Origin of the sequence: Agriterribacter sp. (assembly GCF_035445465.1) — a bacterium.
GTDB lineage: Bacteria > Bacteroidota > Bacteroidia > Chitinophagales > Chitinophagaceae > Agriterribacter.
This window is the reverse complement of sequence record NZ_DAOMQT010000007.1, coordinates 138,364-161,829: the sequence shown is the minus strand read 5'-3', so window position 1 is coordinate 161,829 and position 23,466 is coordinate 138,364. Positions and strand designations below refer to the sequence as shown.

The window sequence follows — 23,466 nt, the reverse complement described above, 5'->3', positions numbered from 1 at the left end:
ACAAGGGCACAAAGCCCTGATTTTCAGGTTTTATTTTCTTTGTGTTTTCGTGACTTCGTGGCTAAATATTACTTTTCAGACAGCCCCTTCCATATTTTCCCCATTTCATACCTTGTAATAATCCCTGTACCACTCAATAAAACGCTGTATACCCTCCTGTACTTTTGTGTCGGGCTTATAATGCAAATTGCTCACCAGGTCCTGTACATCGGCACAGGTAGCAGCAACATCTCCCGGTTGCATAGGCAGGAATTGCTTTTCAGCCTTTTTACCCAGGGCTTCTTCAATGGCTTCAATAAAATCCAGTAAGCGAACCGGGTTATTGTTTCCAATATTATATACTTTATAGGGAGCGGTAGAAGTAGAAGGGTCGGGGTGGGCAGCATCCCAGGAGCTGTTACCGGCCGGGGGGTTATCAATTACCCTCACTACTCCTTCTACGATGTCGGCTATATAGGTAAAATCTCTTACCATATTGCCGTTGTTAAACACCTGTATGGGCTTGTTTTCAAGTATGGCTTTGGTAAATAAAAACAAGGCCATATCCGGTCTTCCCCATGGACCGTATACCGTAAAAAACCGGAGGCCGGTAGTGGGTATTTTAAACAAATGACTGTAGGTATGCGCCATGAGCTCATTGCTCTTTTTACTGGCAGCATATAAGGAAATGGGATGATCTACATTATCGGACGTGGCGAAAGGCGATTTACCATTGAGCCCATATACGCTCGAACTGCTGGCATAAGCAAGATGTTTGACATTATTATGGCGGCAACACTCCAGTATATTAAGGAACCCTACAATATTACTGTTAATGTACGCATCGGGATTCGTAAGGCTATAACGCACACCCGCCTGGGCGGCAAGATTACATACTTTGTCGAACTGCTGAGCCGCAAATAATTTTTCCAGATTCCCTTTATCTTCCAACTGAAGCTGAATAAACCTGTAATTAGCATGTTTGGAACTGGGTACCAGTTGATTGTATTCAATAGCCTCCTTTTCTATACCGGCAGTTTGCAGGCGGGTATATTTGAGACCTATATCATAATAATCATTAATACTATCCAATCCCACTACCTCATCACCCCGCTGTATCAGGTAATTAGCCAAATGGAATCCAATAAACCCTGCTGTTCCGGTTATTAATATTTTCATGCTTTTATTATTTATGGCTGCAAAGTAAATAAACTAACGGTAAATAAAGCTCAAAGCCGGAAGCGCTAAACTCGAAAGGAATACAAAGTACCAAATCATAAAAAAACAAATAGATACAGATGGTTCGTGCCTACTATGGCAAGCAAAATCCGGAGACTGAAGAAGCGAAATGCAACCATGACCCATAAACGATGAACCACAAATCAAAAATCCGAAGGAGGCTGTCAGCAATCGGCTATCAGCCATGAGCAATACAAGCAAGGAGTATTTATCCTATTATTAGCAGTAACCTGGCTGACTGCTAATAAGCTGATACCTGATCACCGCAAATCGCCTTACTTGCTCAAATGCATGCTTCTTTCCTTATACAGGGTTCTGAAATAAGGGTCGCGTAAATCCTTAATAAAGCGGATAGCTTCACCCGTGGATTTCATCTCCGGCCCTAATTCTTTATTTACACCGGGGAACTTATCAAAGCTGAAAACAGGCTCTTTAATAGCAAATCCTTTCAGGTTCTTCTCAAATTTAAGGTCTTTGAGCTTTACTTCTCCCAGCATTACTTTAGTAGCTATGTTAAGATAGGGGATCTGGTAGGCCTTCGCTATGAAAGGTGTTGTGCGGGAAGCCCGGGGGTTGGCTTCTATTACATATACTACCCCGTCTTTAATAGCAAACTGGATATTGATCAGTCCCCGGATGTCCAGCGCGCGGGCAATTTTTTCTGAATACACTTCCATGGTGGTTACTTCCAGCGGGCTAAGGTTGAAGGCAGGCAGCACGGCATTGCTGTCGCCACTGTGGATACCCGCCGGTTCTATATGCTCCATTACGCCCATTACATGAAAGGTTTCTCCGTCAAAAATGGCATCTACTTCCGCTTCCTGGCAACGGTCGAGGAAATGATCTATCAGGATTTTATTTCCCGGAAGATGTTTTAATAAGCTCAGCACTCCTTTTTCGAGCTCTTCATCATTCAGCACAATACGCATTCTTTGCCCTCCGAGCACATAGCTGGGGCGCACCAGCACCGGGTAGCCTACTTCCCTGGCTATTTCAATGGCATCATCTGCATTGAATGCTGTGCCATATCGGGGGTAGGGAATACCTAATGCTTTTAGCTCATCGCTAAAACGTCCGCGGTCTTCGGCAATATCCATATTATCAAAGGAGGTGCCGATGATACGGATGCCCTTTTCATGAAGCCGTTTGGCCAATTTTAAAGCGGTTTGTCCGCCCAACTGCACAATAACGCCCACCGGTTTTTCATATTCCACTATTTCCCATAAATGCTCCCAGAATACCGGTTCAAAATAGAGCTTATCGGCTATGTCGAAATCGGTTGAAACCGTTTCAGGGTTGCAGTTTACCATGATGGCTTCATACCCGCATTCTTTTATTGCAAGTAAACCGTGCACACAACAATAATCAAATTCAATACCCTGTCCTATACGGTTGGGGCCGGAGCCCAGCACCAGCACGGATCCTTTAGAAGCGCCTGAAGAAGTTGTTTTAGCCGAATGTACTATGCTTTCATTATGTATTACGGCGGCTTTCCCGTTATCTGAAGAGGAGGGCGCCTCAAAACTGGAGTAGAAATAAGGGGTTTTAGCTTCAAATTCGGCAGCGCAGGTATCTACCATTTTGTATACGCGGGTTAGCCCCATTTTTTTTCTGCGCTCATAAATGTCTTCGTCTTTACCATCTTTCATAATACGGCAAATCTGTTCATCGCTGAAGCCATTATGCTTGGCCTGTATCAGTAAATCATCAGGCAAGGTTTCGCGGTTGTGTTCCGCCAGCTTTTTCTCAATACTTACAATTTGCTGTATCTGGTAAATAAACCAGCGGTCAATATAAGTAGCTTCACAAATAGATTTTACGCTTACGCCCATCATAAGCGCATCCTTAATGCGGAATATCCTGTCCCACTTTGGTGTTTTCAGGTATTCCACCACTTCTTCCGGCCGCATCATGCTTTTTCCATAATATCCCAAACCCACCGCTTCATTTTCGAGGCTCTGACACGCTTTTTGAATGGCTTCGGTGAAGCAGCGTCCGATAGACATTACTTCACCTACCGATTTCATCTGGAGCCCGAGGGTATCGTTGGCTCCTTTAAACTTATCGAAGTTCCAGCGGGGCATCTTCACAATAACATAATCGAGTGTTGGCTCAAAATATGCGGAGGTAGATTGGGTGATCTGGTTTTTGAGCTCATCTAAGTTATAGCCGATAGCCAGCTTTGCAGCTATCTTAGCTATGGGATAACCGGTGGCCTTGGAAGCCAGCGCCGACGACCGGCTCACCCGCGGATTGATTTCGATAGCAATAATTTCTTCCGTTGCGGGATTAAGGGCAAACTGCACATTACATCCCCCGGAAAAATTTCCGAGGTCGCGCATCATGCGGATGGCAGTATTACGCATGAGCTGGAAGGCGGTATCGCTGAGGGTCATCGCCGGGGCCACCGTAATGGAATCGCCCGTATGGATACCCATAGGATCAAAATTCTCCACCGTACATATTATGGCTACATTATTGGCATCATCGCGCAAAAGCTCCAGCTCAAATTCTTTCCAGCCCAGTACCGCCTTTTCCACCAGCACCTCATGTATGGGGGAAGCAGATAAACCTCTCTCAAGCGCGTCATCCAGAAACTCTTTGCTATGCACAAAGCCCCCACCCGTTCCACCAAGGGTATAAGAAGGCCGTATTACTAAAGGAAATCCTATTTCCTGGGCAAACTCCTTCCCTTCCAAAAATGAGTTAGCAGTCCTGGCAGGCGCCACTGCTATTCCCAGCTCAATCATCCACTTGCGAAAAAGTTCCCGGTCTTCTGCCTTGTCTATAGCTTTAATATCCACTCCTATTAACCTTACCCCATGTTTTTCCCAAATGCCCAGCTCATTGGCTTCCTTAGCCAAATTCAACGCGGTTTGTCCGCCCATGGTAGCCAAAACTGCGTCAATCTGGTTCTCTTCCAGTATTTGCTCAATGCTTTCCACTGTTAAGGGTAACAAATACACTTTGTCGGCCATCATAGGGTCGGTCATGATAGTAGCGGGATTGCTATTAATTAATATAACCTTAACCCCCTCTTCCCGCAGGCTCCGGGAGGCTTGTGTTCCCGAATAATCAAATTCACATGCTTGTCCGATAATAATGGGGCCTGAACCAATGATCAGAACCGTTTTGATAGAATTGTCTTTAGGCATTGCTTAATAAAGATTTGAAAGAATCAGGTGGGCATTTTCCGTATAAACCTCCTGGGTTGGCACTGAAAAAACCGGGCAAAGGTACGGGTTGAAAAATTAAATGCGAAACTCCGGGGCTTAATATTTCGGAGAGACGTAATTTATAGAGGAATGGGCCATGTTACAGGTATTTGTGCGGGGTTAATTGTAATATGTTGTATGGTTCTTTCTGAGAGGTGGATGATGTGAGACGAGAAACGAGAAACGAGAAAAGTGAATGGTGAGTAGGGAATGCGCCATTCACCATTGCCTTTTCACCTCTATCCTCTCACCTTCACGATATGGCATCTTATGGTTACTAACATAGATAGAAGCTTTGCCTGTAAGGCGTAGCTTACTCAGGTACATAAAAAAAGACACTGCTGAATGCCAGTGTCTTTTAAAAATATTATAACAGAACTAACTGGTATGGAACGCAGAAAGTTCAAATTCATCAAGCATGATCTCCTGTTGTCGAATCTTGTTATGATCTTCATATTTATCCTTCACCTTTGTAATAAACCGCTGTTTCGCTGTTTCTCCGCGAAAAGTGCCGATTACCGTTCCTGTCATGATGGCCAACGCCAGTACAATTTTTCTTTTCATTCCTTTCATAACATTCAATTTATAGATTCAACAATATAATAGTAGACAATATATAGACGAAAAACGCTGTATTATAGTTTGAAAATAGTACGCTCTTTTAAGGGTTTTTTCGTCATTTCAAAGATTATTATCAAAAATCAAATCAGTGTTTCTCCTTATTATACCCTGTTTAGGGTATAATAAGCATTTTAATACTTCACTTACCTTACCGGTTTTTCAAAATATTGGGAAACTTAAACAAATCTGAAAAAGAGTTGTAACAATCTTTACAGAGCGGGCAAAACAGTATCTGTTTTTTTCAGGGGCAGTTATATTTTATTTCTCAAAGAGAATGCCAGACTTTAAAATGCTGTGCATATTTCAACATTTTAAATGCATTTTTAAAAAAATCATTGTTAAGTATTCCCCATAAAATACAGATCATAGCAGGAATAAAGAAAATGATTTTACCGTTAAACCAATCATGGGTAGATTTGTTACCTAACATATACGAATTACTTTGTTGATGAGATGTATTTTCTTTTTGTTGCTTTTATCAGCTTCCCATTCATTTGCCCAAAACCTTTCACTCAATAGCTATCCCAAAGGATATTTTATTAAGCCATTGAATATTCCTGCAAGCTTATCGGGCAATTTCGGCGAGCTCCGTCCCAATCATTATCATATGGGGCTTGATTTTAAGACCAACCGGGCAGAAAACCTGCCGGTGCACGCAGCCGCTGATGGCTATATAGCCAGAATTAAGATTGAGCCGTTTGGCTTCGGACGGGCCATCTATATCAATCACCCCAACGGACTAACTACGGTATATGCGCATCTCAACGCTTTCTTTCCAAAGTTAGAAGCGTACGTAAAGCAACAGCAATACAAGCTGGAATCGTGGAACGTTTACTTAGACATTCCAATGGAATTGTTTCCGGTTAAACAGGCGGATGTTATTGCGTATAGCGGTAATACAGGCGGCTCGCAGGGCCCGCATCTGCATTTTGAAATACGCGATACCGAAACGGATACAAACCTTAACCCTATCCTGTTCGGGTTTCTAATAGCAGATAATGTACCTCCTGTTATCCAAAGGTTAGCCATATACGACCGCAACAAAAGCCTCTATGATCAATCGCCGAAGATCATTACCATTAAAAAAACGGCCGAAGGCTATATAACTGTTCCCTCCACAATAACTGTATCATCAGATAAGGTGAGTTTTGCGGTTACCAGCTACGATGCACAGTCGGCCGCACCCAATCAAAATGGTATTTTCCAGGGCATTTTGTATGATAACGGAGCGGAAATTATCCGTTTTACCATGGATACGATCAGCTATTACAACACCCGCTACCTGAACGCGCATATAGACTATAAAACCAAAGCCAATGGCGGCCCCTACCTGCAACATTTATCGGAACTGCCCGGGTATGTCAATAGTATCTATCGCCAGCAAAAAGGAAACGGCGTTATCCGGCTAACGGAAGGAACAGCGCACAACATCCGCATTGAAACAAAAGACGCGGCCAACAATGCCGCTACGCTGCGCTTTAAAATTCAGTATAAACCCTCCGCTACTGCTCCCGCGGCCCCGTCAGGCAAAATGTATTATCCTTTTATGATAAATGTGGGAGAAGGAAGCGCGGATTGCGAATTTTATATTGGTGAAGGCGGCTTGTACGATTCTGTGCAGATCGCTTACCGCAGGTCGGTTTCAGTAAACCCCGTGGTGGTATCTGCCATACATACTATTGGCGCCGCATATATTCCTTTGCAGGAAGGACTGGTGGTGCGCATAAAGCCCGACTCCGCACTGCTTCCCGGAAAAATGAACAGGGTGCTGATGCAACGCTTTGCCGGAACAAAAAAGGAAATAAGGAAAGTGGAATGGCAAAACGGATGGGCGGTAGCCAAATTCAACAGTTTCGGCAGTTTTCAATTGGTGCTGGATGAAACTCCTCCCGAAATTATTCCGGTAGGGTTCAAAAGCGGGCAGGACATGAGCAAGGCTTCGAGGCTGCTGTTTACCGCAACAGATAATATGGGAGGTATTAAAAATTTCAGGGCGGAATTAGATGGCAAATGGCTGCGGTTTACCAATGATAAGGGCAAGAATTTCATATATATTTTTGATGAACAATGCACGCCGGGTGAGCACACATTAAAAATAAGCGTGGCGGATGAAGCCGGTAATGTGGCGGAACAGGTTTTTACATTTACCAGGTAGGGGGTGAGGGGTGAGCAGTCAGCTAGCAGTGTTTACTACTAACGATAGAATGAATACTCCTTTGCTTTGTATTGCTCGTAGCTGATCTGATTGCTGGCGGCTTCCTTCGGATTTGGATTTTTAATTTGTGGTTTATCATTTTTGGTTTGCCGTTGGGATTTTTCGCTTCGGATTTGAGATTCAGTATTTGAATTTTATTTGGTACCTGTTATTTGTTGTTTGATGCTTTTGTATTTCTTCGAATTTCGGGTTCCAGGCTTCGGATTTTTCTGTCATGGTGAGCCTGCCCGCCGCGGTGGGGCACGAACCATCTGTATCTATTTGGTTCTTGTGATTTGGTATTCTTGGTGCTTTATAAGTCTTATCTTTCATCCTCCAAATATGAATGCTGTTATATGAGAAGATCATTTACCCGTACTATCATGCTGCTGTGTTTTACTGTCACAGCTACTGCTTCCTTCTCCCAAATATTGCAAACCGCCGCGCCTGCCTCCGTGCAGTTTTCGGAAGAAAAGCTGAAACGGATTGACGGACTGGTGCAGCAGTATATAGACAGCGGCTGGATCAATGGCGCCACGGCCATCATTGCCCGCAATGGCAAAATTGTATACTACAAAGGATTGGGGTATGATGATGCCGCTACGAAAAAGCCCCTGCCAAAAGACGCTATTATGCGTATTGCTTCACAAACCAAGGCCATTACCAGCGTGGCCGTAATGATGTTGTATGAAGAAGGAAAGTTTTTGTTAGACGATGCGGTGAGCAAATACATCCCCGAATTTAAAAACCCGGTAGTATTAGACAGCTTTAATGAAGCCGATACCACCTATACCACTGTTCCCGCTAAATCGGAGATCACCATACGCCAGTTGCTCACCCATACTTCCGGTATCCACTATGCGCAAATAGGCAACAAAACCTTTAACGCCATTTATGCAAAAGCAGGCATCATAGCCGGCATTGGCGTAAACAGGATAAAGCTGGCGGACATCATGAAAAAATTAGGGTCGCTGCCGCTTGCGCATCAGCCCGGAGAAAAATTTACCTACGGGCTTAATACCGACCTGCTGGGTTACCTGGTAGAAGTGGTATCGGGCATGAGCTTCAACGTTTTTTTGAAAACAAGGATCTTTGAACCCCTGGGTATGAAGGATACTTATTTTTACCTGCCCGCAGAGAAACAAAATCGCCTGGCCACGCTGTATACGGAAGATGATACCAGGCATATAAAAAAGGCAGCGGCAACGATGGATATTAATGGCACATTCTATACCAACTACCCCAATATGAACGGTACTTATTTTTCCGGTGGCGGCGGGTTGGCATCCACGGCATACGACTATGCCGTTTTTATGCAGATGTTATTAAACAACGGGGTGTACAATGGTAAACGCATCCTTTCGCGCAATACTATTCGCATGATGACTACCAACCAGATCGGCGACCTGAGGCTGGGACAGGGCAACACTTTTGGACTGGGCTTTGAGCTGGTAACAGAAAAAGGCAGCGCCTTTTCTCCCCGTTCTGAAGGATCTTATAGCTGGGGCGGCATGTTCAGCTCCTCTTACTGGATAGACCCCAAAGAAAAAATAGTGGCGCAACTGTTTTTACAGTTGTACCCCAACAGTCATGGCGATATTCATGAAAAGTTTAAAGTGCTCACCTACCAGGCGCTTACCGATTAACCTTATCAATTGCCAATAGCATGAAAAAGATCAGCTTTATTTTTTTATTCTTTTGCACTGTTTCCGGGTTTGCCCAGCAAAAGTCTATGGACTTTGAAAAATACGACCCCGTATCTACGCTCAAAGTGCCGGAACACCTGCTTACCAGGGCAAAATTTCCTTTCATTGATGTACATAACCACCAATGGAACCTTTCTGAACAGGCTATCCCGGGGCTGCTAACGGCGATGGATAAGCTGAATATGGCCGTAATGGTAAACCTCAGCGGCGGTAATGGCAGCAGGTTACAGGGGATGACGCAAAGCATTCGCCATACAGCTCCCAAACGCTTTATCGTATTTGCTAATATTGAATTTAACGGCATTGGTGAAACGGGGTGGACAGCCAAAGCTGTTCAACAGTTAGAAGCCGATGTAAAAAACGGTGCTAACGGACTGAAAATATTTAAAAACCTGGGTTTTTCAGTTACAGATAAAGCGGGCAAACGGGTGGCTATAGACGATCCCCGGTTAGACGCTATATGGGAAAAATGCGGCGAGCTTAAAATCCCCGTGCTTATACATACCGCGGATCCGAAACCTTTCTGGGACCCGGTAGATGAGCATAATGAACGCTGGCTGGAACTGGTTACCCATCCCCGGAGGAAAAGAGAAGCCAATGACCCTGAGCCGTGGGAACAGCTTATTGCTGAGCAGCACCGTATGTTCAAAAAGCATCCTTCCACAACTTTTATTGCTGCACATTTTGGCTGGTACCCCAACGACCTGGGCAAATTAGGCAGCTTATTAGAGGAAATACCGAATATGATGATTGAATTTGGCGCTATCATCGCAGAGTTAGGCAGGCAGCCCAAAGCGGCAAAACAGTTTTTTGAGCAATACCAGAACAGGATCATGTTCGGCAAGGATAGCTGGGTGCCCGATGAATACGCTACATATTTCAGGGTTTTAGAAACAGAAGACGAGTATTTTCCTTACCACAAAAAATACCATGCCTTCTGGCGCATGTACGGGATGGGACTTTCCGATACGGTTCTGAAAAAAATTTATTACAAAAATGCCCTGCGGATTATCCCGAATATTGATAAAACCCTGTTCCCCGACTAACATTTCCAAATTTCCCGTTATCTTGCACGTCCTTAAAATGTTTTGATTGATATGGAATACAGTAAGATCATTTCCGTAACCGGCTTAGGCGGCTTATTTGAATTGTTAAGCTCCAAAGGCGATGGCGCTATAGTACGCTCCCTTGAAGATAAAAGCACCCGCTTCGTATCTTCCCGCGTGCATAACTTCTCACATTTAGAAAGTATTGAAATATTTACAGTTCGTGAAAATGTGAACCTGGCCGATGTATTTCTCGCCATGCAAAAAGACACCACGTCGTTGCCTGATGAAAAAGACAATGCCGCGGTAAAAAAATATTTTGAAGCTGTATATCCCGATATGGATTTTGAAAGGGTATATACCAGCGATATGAAAAAAATGGTGAAATGGCTTAGTATCTTAACGGCGAATAATATTGAGATCAAAGCGCCTCAGCCTGAAGAAGAAGAGGAAACAGTGGATCCCGAAGAGAAAGCAGAGGAGGTAAAAGAAGCGGACCAACAGAAAGCTGCACCCAAAAAAGCAGAAAAGAAAAAAGAAGTAATACAAGAAGAAGAAGAAGCAAAGACGGCTCCAAAGAAAAAGGCAGCGCCTAAAAAAGCGGAAACAGCCAAAGAAGAGGCCGTACCCAAAAAGAAAGCCGCTCCAAAGAAAAAAGCAAAAGAATAATGTGGTGTCAGAAGTGAGCGGTGAAAAAACTTCCTTTTGTCTTTTCCTCTCTTTTCATCTTTTACCTATTATAATACCATGATCCATGGCAAGTGCTGATATTAAAAAGAAGCCAAGATATTTTCTACCGGAAGATTTTGAAGTAACCACGTGGGAAGCCCTTGAACCCTATTTTAAAGAACTGTCTGAAAGACCTCTTAATACTAAACAGGAACTGGAACAATGGTTAAAAGATTCCAGTGAACTCGAAGCCGTGGTGTCGGAAGATGCCTGCTGGCGCCAGGTACGCATGACCCGCGACACAGAAAATAAAGCGCTTACCGAAGCCTTTACTTTTTTCTACACGGCTATTCAGCCCAATATTCAACCTTATGCCGATAAGATCAACAGGAAGCTGGTTGGTTGCGCATATACGGCTGAGTTAGACCAGGATAAATATTTCACTTACCTGCGTTCCGTTAAAAAAAGTATTGATCTGTTCAGAGAAGAAAATATTCCCTTGTTTGCTGAACTCAGTGTAATGCAGCAGCAATACGGCGCCATAGCAGGCAAAATGACCATTGAAGTAGAAGGAAAGGAATATACGCTGCAGCAGGCTTCCAGGTTTTTGGAAAGTCATGACCGAGCCTTACGTGAATCGGTTTACCGGAAAATAAATGAAAGACGCCTGCAGGATAAAGATACCTTTAATGAACTGTTTACGGGCCTTGTCCGCAAGCGTCACCAGGTAGCTTTAAATGCCGGGTTCAGCAACTACCGGGATTATATGTTCGTAGAGAAGGGCCGGTTTGATTATACCAAAGAAGACTGCTTTAACTTTCATGAAGGTGTAAAGCAGTATGTTTTGCCTTTGGTGAACATTATTAACAGGGAAAAAAAGAAAAAGCTCGGACTCGATGTATTAAAGCCCTGGGATACCGAGGCCGAACCGGAAGGGGTATCTCCTTTGCGGCCTTTTGCCAGTGGAAAGGAACTATTGGAAAAATCCATCGTATGCTTTAACCGGTTACGACCCTTCTTTGCAGATTGCCTGCGGAAGATGGATGAGCTGAAACGTTTTGACCTCGACAGCCGGAAGGGTAAAGCTCCCGGCGGTTACAATATGCCGTTAGCCGAAAGCGGCGCACCTTTTATTTTTATGAATGCCGCCGGGCAAATGCACGATGTTACTACCATGGTACATGAAGGCGGGCACGCGGTTCACTCTTTCCTGGCACATCCGCTGGAATTATCTGCGTTTAAAGAATATCCTATAGAAATGGCGGAAGTGGCCAGTATGAGCATGGAGCTGTTCAGCATGGAATACTGGGATACCTTTTTTACTGATGCCAATGATCTGCAAAGAGCAAAGGAGCACCAGTTGGAAAGAGTAATTACCATAATGCCCTGGATAGCTACCATAGATAAATTCCAGCACTGGCTTTATGAAAACCCTTTTCATACCACGGAAGAAAGAACTAACCGGTGGATGGAGATATTACAGGAATTTTCTTCTGCCGAAATAGATTTCGGTGGACTGGAACCATACCGTGAAAGCGCATGGCAGCGCCAGTTACACCTTTTTGAAGTGCCTTTTTATTATATTGAATACGGCATTGCCCAGTTGGGCGCCATAGGAATGTGGAAACAATTTAAAGAAAATAAGGAAAATGCTTTGGATAATTATATGAAAGCACTAAGTTTGGGTAATATAAAACCCTTACCGGAATTATATGCATCCGCAGGGTTGCAGTTCAATTTATCACCAGCCTATATAAAAGAATTAATGGAGTTTGTTCATACCGAAATGCCGGCATAGAGCAGATTTTAAAATAGCTACTAATCAGAGCCTTAACCAAAAGTCCCGCTGTTTCTACACCGGGGCTTTCTGATTTCTTCAAATAACGTAGCTTCATATATAAATGCTATTCAAAACTCCCATGCACATGAAATATTTTGTATCGCTGGCTGTATTCAGTTTAACTTTTTTATCGTTTACATACCTTCCCCAAAATCAACAGGATGGATGGATATCTATATTTGACGGAACACTGAACAATTGGAAAGTTGGCAGGAATGCATCTACATTTAGTATTGAAGACGGTAGCATTAAGGTGAACGGACCTGTTGCACATATTTATTATGATGGCCCTGTGAAAAAACATATTTTCACCAACTTTGAATTCAAAGCAGATGTAAAAACATTGCCAGGCTCTAATTCAGGTATCTATTTTCATACCAGCTACCAGGAAGGCGGCTGGCCCGAGAAAGGGTATGAAGCACAGGTAAACAATTCACACACCGACTGGCGCAGGTCGGGCAGTTTATATGGCTTTTCGGATGTGCGGGAAGTATATGCGAAAGATAATGAATGGTATACCGAATACATAAAAGTAGAAGGTAAAAGGATCATCATTAAAATAAACGATAAAACGGTAGTTGACTATACGGAGCCTGAAAACCCCGGAAGGGATGAAAAAAATACGCAGCGCGTACTCTCCAGCGGTACCTTTGCCTTGCAGGGCCACGATCCCAAAAGTACAGTGTATTATAAAAATATAATGGTTAAGCCGTTAGCAGATTAAAAAGAAGAATTCAGGTTGCAGGGTATAGGTATCAGGTTCAGGTGAATAGCTACTAACGATAGGTAGTTACCGTTGGCTTAGGATTTGAATTTTAGCATTTGAATTTTATTTGTCTCTTGTTATTTGTCTCTTGATACTTTGTATTCTCTTCGGGTTTCGGAATTCAAGCTTCAAAATTCTTAAACCCTCCCTCCTTACCTTTGCTCCATGGATTATTTCAAAAAGCTGCTGGACTTATTGAAAATGGAGCGGGAGCAGGATCGCAAAGCTTACCAGCAACTCATCGAAACATCTACTGTAGCCGAACGCAGGGCAAACGGGCTCACCTGGTATCCCATAGCCATACGTGATACGGAATTGGGCCGCGGCGACTATTTAACGGTAGAGGTGGAACGCACTACACACCAGGATATTCCACACCAGCTTCGCTTCGGCGCATCGGCCGTTATTTTTTCCAATCACGATCCACGGGAAAACAGGGTGGAGGGAGTAATCACTTTCCAGGGTGGCAACCGGTTGAAAATTACATTACGCACAGACGAACTGCCCGACTGGAGCCGCGACGGGAAGTTAGGGATTGACCTGCTTTTTGACGACAACAGCTACGATGAAATGCAGAATGCGCTGAAGCTTGCATCAACGCTCAGTGAAAAGCCAAAGGAAGGACATTTGATTAAAATACTTACTGGTGAAAAACCAGCTACTTTTGAAACCACCGTTCCACATTTTAGCAGTGCCATATTAAATGATTCGCAGCAGGCAGCGGTAAATAAAATTTTATCGGCCAATGAGCTGGCGATCGTGCATGGTCCGCCGGGCACAGGTAAAACCACCACTTTGGTGCAAGCCGTTAAAGCATTGATACAACAGGATCATAAACAGGTACTGGTAGTAGCGCCCAGCAATACCGCTGTAGATCTGCTCACGGAAAAATTATCAGATGAAGGCTTGGATGTATTGCGCGTGGGCAATCCGGCCCGCGTATCTGAACGACTGATGTCCCTTACCCTCGACAGCAGGATGGCTGAACACAACAGCATGAAGGACGTGAAGAAAATGAAGAAGCAGGCTAACGAGCTTCGCAATATGGCGCATAAGTATAAGCGTAATTTTGGCAAAGCCGAACGCGAGCAACGCAGAGCGCTGTTTGATGAAGCGCACCGCATTATTAAAGATATTGAAAAAACGGAGCAATACATCACCAATGACCTGCTCGGCCGAGCGCAGGTAATTACCGCTACGCTGGTAGGCGCAAATCATTATACCGTGCGCCATCTCAGGTATCACACGGTAGTAATTGACGAAGCAGGACAGGCGCTGGAACCTGCCTGCTGGATACCCATCCTCAAAGCACAGAAAGTTGTGCTTGCAGGCGACCACTGCCAGTTGCCTCCAACGATCAAATCGGAAGAAGCTGCCCGTAATGGCTTGAGCACTACCCTGCTCGAAAAATGCGTGCAGCTCCATCCCGGATCCGTTGTGCTGCTGGAAGAACAATACCGCATGCATGAAATGATCATGGGCTACTCTTCCGGTGTGTTTTACCAGAGCAGGTTAAAAGCGCATGCTTCCGTAGCGGCACATGTGCTGTTTGATACAGATGTTCCTATAGCTTTTGTAGATACTGCCGGCTGCGGCTTCGATGAAAAAATCGAAGGCACCAGTACCTCAAACCCCGAAGAAGCGGTTTTTGTTTTTAAACATCTTACACAATTGATAACAGCATTGAGCACGCACTACCAACCCCATAATTTTCCTTCGATAGCTGTTATTTCCCCCTACCGCCAACAGATCCAATTATTAAAAGAGCAGTTACAGCACACCACACAACTGCATGCATATGGCGATAAAATTTCGGTGAATACCATTGACAGCTTCCAGGGCCAGGAACGGGATATTGTATACATCAGCATGACGCGCAGCAACAACGAAAGCAGGATCGGTTTCCTGTCCGACATCCGTCGAATGAATGTGGCCATGACCCGTGCCCGGAAGAAATTAGTGGTGATTGGCGACAGCGCTACGCTGAGCCAGTTTACTTTTTATGCTAACTTTATTGCTTACACAGAGCAACACAATGCTTATCAAAGCGCATGGGAATTCGTAGATATGTAAGCGAATATTGGACTATGGGATTGAAGGGTAAAAAAATTTTGAATCCGGCTTTTGTATTTCATGGCATCGCCTGTTGTGTCACTCCCTTGTACGCCCAGCACTGCGATCGGCAGTATATCTCCATTATATGAATGAGGCGCTGGTAAATATTGAGCGCCAGGGCCTGGTTGCCCACATGGCACCCGATGCGATTAAAATATCCGGTTTGGTAAATGCGAACATATGAAATTGTCGAACAAAACCGATTTTTTGTGGGGAACTCTAAAAACCGGCTGCACGTTATTTCACCAAGCCCCTTTTAAGGGAAGATTCCAGCGGAAAAGGAGTTACTTAGGGAAATGCGCTCCGCTAACACCCTGAGGCATGTAAATAATACTTTTAAAGCCATGAAGCACGGATAATGCTTAAACAGCTTTATTTTTTCAACGGAGTCTTCAATACGCATTTGTTTCTGCCATTGTCCACGACTGCGCTTTCTTTACCGTTACCTTTTCACCGCCACTGAAAACTTTTGTTTCTGTACTATTTTCCAATTCAGGGTACACCACCTGCGTAACACACTGCCTGCCGTTGGCGAACACTTCAATAACAGACCTGTCCAGGAAAATATCAAGCTGTAATGTTTCGTCTTTGCCCAGCTCAAAAGGCACTCTTTGTTCCGATACTTTTTCCGGAAATCCATCCATGGGTGATCCGAATATAGCATTGGATGGCATGCTCACCGGCCCTTTTACAGATGATTTAATGAAGTTAATAACCAATTCCTTTTTAAGCGGATCGTAGCTAATGGTGGTTTCTTCCTTCCCATCAGGAGAACAAAAAACTTTTACGCCATAGGGTGATGTAGCTCCGCCTGTCATTTCAAGTTTCAGCTCAATGGATTTCCCTTTTGCTTTTAATGTTTGTTCCTTATTTGCCTCCAGCACTATATCATTTTCCTGCACTTCATTCAGCCTGATGGCTTTTACCTCTTCAGGCGGATTGATCTGTAATGTGCCATTCTTGGCAAGCGACAATACCCTCGGCAAGCTCATAATGCCCGACCAGCCATAATCAGGAAGTGTTTCGGGCTTGCGTTCCAGCACCCATCCCCATATAATATTCCTTCCTTTATCATCCTGTAGCTGCTCCGGGGCAAAGAATGTTCCGCCAGGCCAATTCATCCGGCCATGCTGTTCAATGGTATACTTATCATTGACAAAGCTTCCGATGAAATACTGCGCACCTATATTATGACTGATGAAAAGCAGCATGGATTTGTTACCTATGGAAAAAAAATCCGGGCAGGAAAGGTCCTCCGATGCATACAACCAGCTTTTGGTGCTGTCTAACAGCCGGCCGATATGCTCCCACTTATACATATCTTTCGACTTGAACAGGGCCGGTGTTTTGCCCCCGGAGATCTGGTAATACCAGCCCGCCTTTCTATCGTACCATCCTTCCGGATCCCATGCCGTGTATTTGCCTGAATTACCAAACGGATCATCGGCGGCAGGCGTTTTTAAAACAGGATTACCTTCAAATTTCTTCCATACTTTCAGATCATCATCTGTTGAGTATGCCACCATGTTTGCAGAAGCGCCCTGACCGTGATAAATGATATGCGGAACACCTTCTTTTGATAAGAATGCGCCACCGCTGAAAATACCCTGTTCCATATCCCCGTCTTTTACATTCAGCATATCAGGATATAAACTCCAGTGAAACAAATCGGTGCTTACCGCATGCCCCCATACATGTTCCATTTTGCCATTGCGTAATTTCTGATAGATATACCCCAGGTGGTATTTCCCTTTCCAGTAAATGCCGCCATTAGGATCAAAAGGCATGGCATGACCCTCCGGGGCTACAAAATGATAGATAGGCCGGTGCGGATCGGATTGCATCAGCGATCGCAGGGTGCGTGTATCATTGATCATCTCAGCCCTGTCTTTTTGCTTTTCCTGCTGTGCTATACCGTAATGCGTTAAGAAGATAAATAAAAAGAGGACATTTAATTTTTTCATACCGGTTATTGTTTGTTTTATTAATGCGCTCCATATTGCGCATCTTTCACATTGGCTATTTTTTCCGTTAAGCTTCATTTACCAATGCCTTCATTTTTTGCAGGCCTGTTTTGGCCACCAGCAAGGGATCCTGCGCCCAGTATGTTTTATTAAACAGTTCCAGCGAAAGTACTTTTGTACCGCCCATAACCCGGAGGTCCTGCAAAACCTGTTTAAGCGGCGCCACGCCATCACCCGGGTATACCCTGTCACCATCCGTTTGTTCATTTACAGGTTTATTACCCGGATAATCGTTCATATGTATTATTTCAATGGCTCTTCCATTCATCAGCTTTAACCCGTTAAACCCTGACCCCCCACGGAAAAGATGGTATACATCCGGTAATATCCGCGCATCGGGATCATTGGCAGCGGCGGCAATTGCCAATGCCTGGCTTAAACTATACAGCGTACCCGAAGCGCCCCAGAATTCTAATTGCGGAATTACCTTATATTTTCGTCCCAGATCCAGTATCTCACGGTAATATATACCCGTCTGCGGGAGATCCACCGGCTCACCTTTGTCTACGCCCGATGGTGGGGCTGCTATACGGCGGCAACCCAGCGCAGCCATTATCTTCATCTCTTCTTCCAAATCCTTCAATCCTGCTTTTCTTTTTGCGGCATCATTCACCATCCACGTAGTAAAGCTGATCGCATTTTCAACAGTAAGCCCGCGGTCTGCAATAAATTTTGCGAGTGTATCCACTTTGTTTCCCTGCTTAAGATAATCCCTTATATCGCTTACCCACAATTCCACACCATCGTAGCCGGCCGCAGATGCAATTTCTAATGACTTAAGCAGCCCTACGTTTTGCCCGCGTATAGTGCTGGTATTAAGGCAAAAGCGAAATGCCCCGCCGGCATGGTTGGGACCTGCTTTAATAAAGGATGGTATAAAGGCTGATAAAGCCGCTACACCTGTGCGTTTTATAAGCGTTCTTCTGCTAAGCATAAAAATAGTAGAATGAAAACTTAAGGTAAAGCATTTTTTTAGCAGGAGAACAAAGCGTATAATATTTTTTCACTTAACATTTTCCTTTATGAAAGCAATGATCTTGTTATAAGAATCCAGCAGGTTGGCTCCCGCCCATCCATGAGACTCGAGAGGATAATACACTAATTGATTTTTCACGCCTTGCTCAATAAGCCTGTTAACAAGGCTGGTAGTTTGAGCGGGAATAACGATAAAGTCGGCGCCTCCCTGCAAGGCAATGGTAGGCGGACTTTGATTCGTAATAAAATTTAAAGGACTGCTGTTCACGTATATATCCGGGTTATCAGTATACAGCCTGCCTACAGCCCCCAACAAGGCCCATTGCTGTAATACCCCCTCATTCCATAAAGCCACCAAGTCTGTGGGGCCAAAAAAATCTACCACCGCTTTTACATGTTTGCCCGGGTCATTTTTATAGCTGTGCAGCATAGCCAGGTGGGCGCCGGCGCTCGCTCCACCCATCACAAGATCTTCGGAAACCAGGTATTCACCGGACCTGTTTAAATAAAAGCCCACCGCGCTCTTAATGTCTTCTTCCTGCGCGGGAAATATATTTACAGAGCCATTGGATGCCAGCCTGTAGTTTACATTAACAAAAGCATATAGCGGCAGCTCTTTTTTGAGATATGCCACGGCTTCTGCCATGTCGGCTTTATCACCTTCTGTCCATCCTCCGCCATGAATAATAAATATAGTTTTTGTATGCTGTATGGTTCTTCCTTCGGGCAGAAAGATATCCATTACCTGCCGGGCATCGTTGCCGTAAGCCATATTGGTATAGTTAACGGCCGGTGTATGCAGATCCGGCGGCGGAGCTTCCTTTTTGCATGACAGCAAAACAACGGAAATGGTAAGCCAAAGCAAAAAGAGTGATCTGTTCATTATTTTGTTGTTTACCATGCATATCAACTTAAAACAAATGATCCGCGGTGTCTTTTAATACTCAAATGTAAATAATTAAGCATTGGGGCGGGCGCATTTCAAATTTTCGCAGGTGGGTGGTGACACCCACCTGTAGAACCCGCTACCGGTCGGTGTCTCACCGACCGGTAAGTTGTACATGGAGCGAAAAATTGAAATACGCCCATTGGGGCAACTGCACAAAACATATCAATCCTTCTTTTAGGGTAAGCATATCATACCAGGCAATGCTTAGGGATTTCCAGCTTCGGATTTAATATTTGCCTGTCATGGTGAGCCTGCCCGCCGCGGCGGGGCACGAACCATCTGTATCTATTTGTTTCTTATTATTTGTCTTTGGGTGCTTTGTATCCCCGGATTTACGGCTCTTGCCTGTACTTCAATTCCGCCTTCATAGCTTTCTTATTTTTTAATCACACAATTATCGCAACATTTTGCTACTTTTGGATACAAATGTCCTGTAAAGGGATTCTATATATATTAATGTTACAGAATTGGTGAGTTGGGTTGAAAGTATTGAAAACGTTTATTTTATTTCAATATAGTTATTCTGATTTAGGCTATTATACCTTTTCGTATAATACCGCATTTTATACAGGAGCTCAAAAACCGGGCTTTTCCTCAGCAGGATAATAGTGTGCATTTTATTTACTGTAACATCATTCCCTTTAACCGGGCATTATTATTAACTATTTAATATATGCCGAAATATGAGTTGTAGTAGCTGCGGTACCAATACCGGGGGCAAGCCTAACGGATGTAAAAGCAACGGGGGGTGCAGCACAGGTGGTTGCAACCGCATGAATGTACACGACTGGCTAACTAACCTTCCCTTATCGGATGAAGATAGCATGTGCCATATTATTGAAGTTTCTTTTAATAATGGCAGCAGAAAAGAATTTTACCGCAACAGCACGGTACACCTGTATGACAAGGGAGACATGGTAACCGTGGAAGGAGTGAGTGGCTTTGATACGGGAGAAGTGAGCTTGTCGGGAGAACTGGTACGTCTTCAGCTAAAGAAGAAAGGTGTTGAAGAGCATAATCCTGAAATAAAGAGAATTTTGCGCCGGGCCGGCGATCGCGACCTGGAGTTATGGAAACAAAACAAGGCCCGCGAGCCACAGGCGCTGATGCGTGCCCGTTCCATTGCCAGGCAATTGAAATTAGAAATGAAACTGTCGGAAGTGGAATTCCAGGCCGACGGAAGAAAGGCTACATTTTTTTATACTGCCGACGGGCGTATTGATTTCAGAGAACTGATAAAAATATATGCTTCCGAGTTTAAGGTAAAAGTTGAAATGAAGCAGATTGGAGCAAGGCAGGAAGCGGCAAAAGTGGGTGGGATAGGCAGCTGTGGGCGTGAACTCTGCTGCAGCACCTGGCTTACCAGCTTCAAAAGCGTAACTACCATTGCAGCCCGATACCAGAACCTGAGCATTAATCAAACCAAATTAAGCGGGCAGTGCGGGCGGCTTAAATGCTGCCTGAACTATGAGCTGGATACTTATTTAGATGCACTCCAGGGCTTCCCCGATAATGCGGATATGCTGGAAACAACAAAAGGAAACGCTTTACTGATCAAGAAAGATATTTTCCGTAACCTGATGTGGTACATACTGCCCGACAGCAATAAACATTACCCGCTTTCTATTGCCACTGTTCGAAAAATAAAAGAGATGAACGTAAAGGGCATAAAACCGGAAGCATTAGAAACAGAAGAGCTGGTAAGCAGTAAGCCCAAGGAAGTTGAACCTGATTTTGTAGACGTGGTAGGACAAATCAGCCTGCGCAGCTTAGAAAAAAATGACAAGCGAAGGAAATTCAAACAAAGAGAGCAGCAGGAAAGAAACCGCAGCAATACAAGGCAGCAGGCGCCCCGTCCTCCGCAGCAAAACCAGCCCAGGCCAACGATCAGAAAAGATAAAGACAGGGGGAAGTCAAATTAGGTGGATTAAGCATCAATACGTGCCCCCTTTCCGGCTCTTGCTATAACAGCTTACGGTTACAGAATACCGGCTCTTGATCGATCCCTGATCAATCATCCTGCAACCTGTACCTTGTAACCTGCAACCGCTTCCCTACCCCTTCTTGATCTTATACCCTTTTGCGCCATACCACGCTACTACCACAAAGCAAAACAGAGGTATAATATAGGCTTTGGCTGTTCCGTTTTCGGCCAGCAAGCCCATAAAATACGGCATTAATGCTCCGCCTACAATAGACATGATCTGGAATGACGACCCTTTTTTGGTATGGTGCCCCAGGTCTTTAACACCCAAAGCGAAAATAGTAGGGAACATAATAGATTCAAAGAAAAACACAGCCATCAGGGAATACACTGAAATCCAGTCTTTGCCCCAAACTACCATTACGCAAAGCACAATATTGATAACGGCAAAAATGGTAAGCAGTATATTGGGAGCAATTTTCCGCATAAGGGCCGTTCCTGCAAACCTGCCTACTGTAAAAAGCAATAAGCTGATGGAAAGCAGGTACGCGGCTTTTGAATTGTCAATTTCATTTTTGGCCTCCGTACAATAATTAATAAACAGTGCCGCTATACCTACCTGTGCCGCCACATAAAAAAACTGCGCAATAACGCCATATACAAAATGACTGTGCTGAAACAGGGGTTTGGTGTCCTGAGCTTTATCGGAAACGATTTCACTTTCCTTGATCTCCGGCAGATACGTTCTCCAGAATAACACCGCGATAAATAACACCACTATAGCTATAATAACGTAAACCATTTTTACGGAATCGAGGTTCCCGCTATCCTGCCCGGAAGATTCATTAAAAAAAACATTGGCCGCAATAATAGGCCCAATAAAAGATCCTACACCATTAAAGCATTGTGATAAATTAAGCCTGAACGCCGATGTTTCGGGTTTACCCAACACCGTTACATAAGGATTGGCAGCGGTTTCAAGGCAGGTTAAGCCCGAAGCAAGAACAAAGAGCGCCAGTAAAAAAAAATCGAAACTGCCCATTTGCGCCGATGGAAAGAAAAGAAAAGCACCGGTTGCATATAATAATAAGCCAAGGATAATGCCTTTCTTATACCCATACTTGTTCATAAAAATACCCGCAGGCAGGGCAATCAAAAAATAAGCCCCAAAGTAGGCCGCCTGTAACAGGGTAGACCTGGCCTTTGTTACATTCAACGCGTCCTGAAAATGTTTATTCAGCACATCAAGTAAACCATAGGCTAATCCCCATAAAAAAAATAAGCTGGTTACCAGGATCAGCGGAAACAGGTACCCCTTTCCGTTTGTAGAGGGTTCAGCGGCTGAAGTAGCGGTTGATGTTAATGCCATGTAACTTGTAGTTTGGTAATCGTACTAAATATGTTATAACGACCGGTCTAAATGCGTATAGCCTCCGTCAACAAAAATAATTTGCCCGGTGGTGTGGCTTGATTTGCTGCTCAGCAAAAAAACTGTCATATCAGCAATCTCTTCCGATGTGGTCATTCTTTTTTCCAGGGGGATCTTAGCCACAATTTGCGCTAGTTTTTCTTCCGGGTTGGGAAGCGTCTTTATCCAGTTTTCATATAAAGGTGTCCAAACTTCTGCGGGCAGCACAGTATTTACACGTATGGAATAAGGCAGCAGTTCCACCGCCCACTCCCGCGTAAGCGCGTTAATGGCTCCTTTTGAAGCGGCATAACCCGAAGTGTTGCCCTGCCCGGTAACAGCTACTTTAGAACCAATATTAACGATATTGCCTTTCGATTTTTTGAGGTAAGGCAATGCAAAATGCGCCAGGTTATAATAATGACTCAGGTTTTTTTGAAGGGATTGAAAGAATTTGTCGGGAGATCCTTTTTCAAGTCCTACCCCGTCATTTATACCCGCGTTGTTAACTAAACCGTCTATCTGTCCGTATTTTTCAACGGTAAAGTCAATCACGCTGCTGCAGGTTTCCGGAGTGCCCAGCTCTGCCGTTACATAACTGGCTTTACCACCGGATTTTACAATTTCGTCAACTATAGTTTGGTTATCGGTTTTATTTCTTCCGGCAATTACTACAATGCCCCCTTCCGCGGCTATGGTTTTACTGATGGCGGCGCCAATGCCTTTGGCTCCCCCGGTAACGATATATACCTTATTAGCAAGATTCAGATCCATTATTTACGGTTTAGATTGATAA

Annotated in this window: 16 protein-coding genes; 8 read left to right on the top strand and 8 right to left on the bottom strand. The window is 44.2% G+C overall.

Annotation, left to right across the window (positions count from 1 at the left end):
- Nucleotides 1-105: 105 nt before the first annotated feature.
- The 3 genes from PLE34_RS06160 to PLE34_RS06150 form a co-directional block, all read right to left on the bottom strand.
- Nucleotides 106-1,158 (bottom strand): NAD-dependent epimerase, encoded by a 1,053-nt coding sequence (locus tag PLE34_RS06160; protein WP_324554989.1) that lies wholly within the window; start codon nt 1,156-1,158, stop codon nt 106-108.
- A gap of 335 nt (nt 1,159-1,493) precedes the next feature.
- Nucleotides 1,494-4,373 carry a carbamoyl-phosphate synthase large subunit gene (carB, locus tag PLE34_RS06155; protein ID WP_324554987.1) on the bottom strand — a complete coding sequence of 960 codons (2,880 nt, stop codon included), beginning with the start codon at nt 4,371-4,373 and terminating at the stop codon, nt 1,494-1,496.
- A 438-nt stretch (nt 4,374-4,811) separates the two neighbouring features.
- Nucleotides 4,812-5,006: a hypothetical protein gene (locus PLE34_RS06150; RefSeq protein WP_324554985.1), complete on the bottom strand. Its 195-nt coding sequence runs from the start codon at nt 5,004-5,006 to the stop codon at nt 4,812-4,814.
- A gap of 496 nt (nt 5,007-5,502) precedes the next feature.
- On the opposite strand from PLE34_RS06150, the gene PLE34_RS06145 reads away from it, so the two are divergent.
- The 7 genes from PLE34_RS06145 (at nt 5,503) to PLE34_RS06115 (ending at nt 15,348) form a co-directional block, all read left to right on the top strand.
- On the top strand, nt 5,503-7,209 hold the full coding sequence (locus tag PLE34_RS06145; protein ID WP_324554983.1) for a M23 family metallopeptidase: 1,707 nt from the start codon (nt 5,503-5,505) through the stop codon (nt 7,207-7,209).
- Nucleotides 7,210-7,604: 395 nt separating this feature from the next.
- Nucleotides 7,605-8,894, top strand: a complete 1,290-nt coding sequence (locus PLE34_RS06140; protein ID WP_324554981.1) for a serine hydrolase domain-containing protein — start codon at nt 7,605-7,607, stop codon at nt 8,892-8,894.
- A gap of 20 nt (nt 8,895-8,914) precedes the next feature.
- Entirely contained in the window at nt 8,915-10,000 is a 1,086-nt protein-coding gene (locus PLE34_RS06135) for an amidohydrolase family protein (protein ID WP_324554979.1), read from the top strand.
- 51 nt (nt 10,001-10,051) lie between these two features.
- Nucleotides 10,052-10,669: a DUF5606 family protein gene (locus tag PLE34_RS06130; protein WP_324554977.1), complete on the top strand. Its 618-nt coding sequence runs from the start codon at nt 10,052-10,054 to the stop codon at nt 10,667-10,669.
- Between the two features lie 85 nt (nt 10,670-10,754).
- Nucleotides 10,755-12,467 carry a M3 family oligoendopeptidase gene (locus PLE34_RS06125; RefSeq protein ID WP_324554975.1) on the top strand — a complete coding sequence of 571 codons (1,713 nt, stop codon included), beginning with the start codon at nt 10,755-10,757 and terminating at the stop codon, nt 12,465-12,467.
- A gap of 127 nt (nt 12,468-12,594) precedes the next feature.
- Nucleotides 12,595-13,233, top strand: a complete 639-nt coding sequence (locus tag PLE34_RS06120) for a 3-keto-disaccharide hydrolase (RefSeq protein WP_324554973.1) — start codon at nt 12,595-12,597, stop codon at nt 13,231-13,233.
- Between the two features lie 207 nt (nt 13,234-13,440).
- Nucleotides 13,441-15,348 (top strand): AAA domain-containing protein, encoded by a 1,908-nt coding sequence (locus tag PLE34_RS06115; protein WP_324554971.1) that lies wholly within the window; start codon nt 13,441-13,443, stop codon nt 15,346-15,348.
- Nucleotides 15,349-15,782: 434 nt separating this feature from the next.
- On the opposite strand, the gene PLE34_RS06110 is transcribed toward PLE34_RS06115, so the two are convergent.
- From PLE34_RS06110 to PLE34_RS06100, 3 genes are all read right to left on the bottom strand, one after another.
- Nucleotides 15,783-17,354 (bottom strand): glycoside hydrolase family 32 protein, encoded by a 1,572-nt coding sequence (locus PLE34_RS06110; protein WP_324554969.1) that lies wholly within the window; start codon nt 17,352-17,354, stop codon nt 15,783-15,785.
- Nucleotides 17,355-17,421: 67 nt separating this feature from the next.
- Nucleotides 17,422-18,348, bottom strand: a complete 927-nt coding sequence (locus PLE34_RS06105; protein ID WP_324554967.1) for a sugar phosphate isomerase/epimerase family protein — start codon at nt 18,346-18,348, stop codon at nt 17,422-17,424.
- Between the two features lie 69 nt (nt 18,349-18,417).
- Nucleotides 18,418-19,272, bottom strand: a complete 855-nt coding sequence (locus tag PLE34_RS06100) for a prolyl oligopeptidase family serine peptidase (RefSeq protein ID WP_324554965.1) — start codon at nt 19,270-19,272, stop codon at nt 18,418-18,420.
- A gap of 749 nt (nt 19,273-20,021) precedes the next feature.
- Here PLE34_RS06100 and PLE34_RS06095 point away from each other — a divergent pair.
- Nucleotides 20,022-21,260: a PSP1 domain-containing protein gene (locus tag PLE34_RS06095; protein ID WP_324554963.1), complete on the top strand. Its 1,239-nt coding sequence runs from the start codon at nt 20,022-20,024 to the stop codon at nt 21,258-21,260.
- A 132-nt stretch (nt 21,261-21,392) separates the two neighbouring features.
- On the opposite strand, the gene fucP is transcribed toward PLE34_RS06095, so the two are convergent.
- Both fucP and PLE34_RS06085 read right to left on the bottom strand, forming a co-directional pair.
- Nucleotides 21,393-22,631, bottom strand: a complete 1,239-nt coding sequence (fucP, locus tag PLE34_RS06090; protein ID WP_324554960.1) for an L-fucose:H+ symporter permease — start codon at nt 22,629-22,631, stop codon at nt 21,393-21,395.
- Between the two features lie 33 nt (nt 22,632-22,664).
- Nucleotides 22,665-23,444 carry an L-fucose dehydrogenase gene (locus PLE34_RS06085; RefSeq protein WP_324554958.1) on the bottom strand — a complete coding sequence of 260 codons (780 nt, stop codon included), beginning with the start codon at nt 23,442-23,444 and terminating at the stop codon, nt 22,665-22,667.
- Between the last annotated feature and the right edge of the window lie 22 nt (nt 23,445-23,466).